At 54.4% G+C, this 2,372-nt stretch carries 2 protein-coding genes; both read left to right on the top strand.

Annotated features, from left to right (window positions below; all coding sequences use genetic code 11):
- A partial coding sequence (locus tag FQK12_RS27660; protein WP_315898956.1) for an aromatic amino acid transport family protein occupies nt 1-682 on the top strand: 682 nt, incomplete at its 5' end.
- A gap of 256 nt (nt 683-938) precedes the next feature.
- The gene (locus FQK12_RS13060; protein WP_014227091.1) at nt 939-2,042 is read left to right on the top strand and encodes a branched-chain amino acid ABC transporter substrate-binding protein; all 1,104 of its coding nucleotides are present in this window, start codon (nt 939-941) and stop codon (nt 2,040-2,042) included.
- The last annotated feature ends 330 nt before the right edge of the window (nt 2,043-2,372 follow it).

The raw sequence follows: 2,372 nt of genomic DNA, 5'->3' as shown, positions 1-2,372 counted from the left end.
TTATTTGCTGGACGGCAACTGGCTGTATATGGTGCCGGTATTTAACGTTGTCGCGTTTTGTTTCTCCGCGCAGTATATCGTGCCGGAGATGGCGCGCGGCTTCGCCGATAAACCGGAGAAGCTGCCGAAGGCCATTATGGTGGGGATGTTATTAACCTTTTGCCTGCTGGCGCTGGTCCCGCTTTCGGTGATTGCATTAAGCGGGCTGGATAATATTTCTGATGTGGCAACCATTTCCTGGGGCAGGGCGCTCGGCGAGTGGGCTTTCTTCTCGGCAAATCTTTTTGCGCTCTGCGCGATGCTGACCTCCTATTGGGGGTTGGGCGGAAGCTTCCTGACCAATATTTTCGATCAGTTTCGCCTGGGTAACGACGAGCAGCCGTTCAAACGCTTTAAGGTGCTGTTAGTGGTCGCCGTGCCGCCTTTTATTCTGGCCTATAGCGGGATGGTATCCTTCGTGAACGCGCTCTATTTTGCCGGAGTATTTAGCGGGGTGATTTTATCTATCATGCCGATCCTGATCCTCAAAGGCTCGCGTCGGCAGGGTGACATCACCCCCGGCTGGACCTGCCCGGCGCTAATCACGCATCCCTTAATCCAGATCTTCATCGTATTGCTCTATCTTTGCAGCGCCGCCTACGCCATCGCTTCGGCCTTTGGCTACCTGCCTGCGGGCTGGTAGTCGCGTTGCTCATGCCCCCGCGTTCGGTTTATTCCGGCGCGGGTTTTTATTTGTCACTTATCTGTTACATACTCCGCAATTTTATCGTTTCCAATTCTCCTGAATGACGGTATGTTTAGCATAGTGTGCTGCAAAAGCGCAGGCGGCAGACCCTAATCTAACTATCATATGCTTTTCTTATGTGTCTAATTAGAATAATGCGCTAATAAACAACATCACAACAAATGCAAAAACCATAATAATGGGGAGCCTCAGGATGAATATGAAGGGTAAAGCGTTACTGGCAGGATGTATTGCCTTAATCATGAGCGGTGCGGCAATGGCCGAAGATATCAAAGTCGCCGTTGTTGGCGCGATGTCCGGTCCGGTAGCGCAGTACGGTGACCAGGAGTTTACTGGCGCAGAGCAGGCCATTGCCGATATCAACGCCAAAGGCGGTATCAAAGGCAATAAGCTGCAGATGGTAAAATACGACGACGCCTGTGACCCGAAACAAGCGGTTGCCGTCGCTAACAAAGTGATTAACGACGGTATCAAATACGTTATCGGCCACCTGTGCTCTTCTTCCACCCAGCCGGCGTCTGATATCTATGAAGATGAAGGCGTGCTGATGATCACCCCGGCGGCCACCGCGCCGGAGCTGACGGCTCGCGGCTATCATCTGATTCTGCGCACCACCGGTCTGGACTCCGATCAGGGGCCAACCGCTGCCAAATACATCCTGGAAAAAGTGAAGCCGCAGCGCATCGCGATTGTCCACGACAAACAGCAGTATGGCGAGGGCCTGGCCCGCGCGGTACAGGATAACCTGAAGAAGGGCGGCGCTAACGTGGTGTTCTTTGACGGTATCACCGCCGGTGAGAAAGACTTCTCTACCCTGGTGGCGCGTCTGAAGAAAGAGAATATCGACTTCGTCTACTACGGCGGCTACCACCCGGAGATGGGGCAGATCCTGCGTCAGTCTCGCGCCGCTGGCCTGAAAACGCAGTTTATGGGGCCGGAAGGGGTAGCGAACGTGTCCCTGTCTAATATCGCGGGCGCTTCTGCGGAAGGTATGCTGGTCACCAAGCCGAAAAACTACGACCAGGTTCCGGCGAACAAACCGATTGTGGATGCGATCAAAGCGAAGAAACAGGATCCAAGCGGCGCGTTCGTGTGGACCACCTATGCCGCGCTGCAGTCGCTGGAAGCGGGCCTGAATCAGTCAGAAGATCCGGCTGAAATCGCTAAATACCTGAAGGGCGCAACGGTCGACACCGTAATGGGGCCGCTCACCTGGAACGAGAAGGGCGATCTGAAGGGCTTCGAGTTCGGCGTGTTTACCTGGCATGCTAATGGTACGGCGACCGACGCCAAATAATTTAACCTGCGCCTTTCACGCCGCAGATGCGTTGTCTGCGCCCCTCAACCCCGGTCACTTACCGATGTAAGCTCCCGGGGATTTCGGGTCTTGACGCCTTTCTGCAACGCGAAATTCTTGGTTAAATCAGTTGATCCTTGCCTCTTCGCATAGGCGAGGAGAAAGGTAAAAGCAAAAAGGCAACGTAAGTTGCCTTTTTTAGTCGGTAGCCCGGGTAAGGCGTTACGCCGCAACCCGGGGAATGCGCCGGAGTTGATGCATTGGTGCGGTTTCTTCCCGGGTCGCGCTGCGCTTACCCGGGCTACAGGCTGGTGCGGTCTGGTTTTTTGT

It is taken from the genome of Klebsiella sp. ME-303 (assembly GCF_007910085.1).
GTDB classification, from domain to species: domain Bacteria; phylum Pseudomonadota; class Gammaproteobacteria; order Enterobacterales; family Enterobacteriaceae; genus Klebsiella; species Klebsiella michiganensis.
This window is presented reverse-complemented; position numbering and strand designations above follow the sequence as displayed.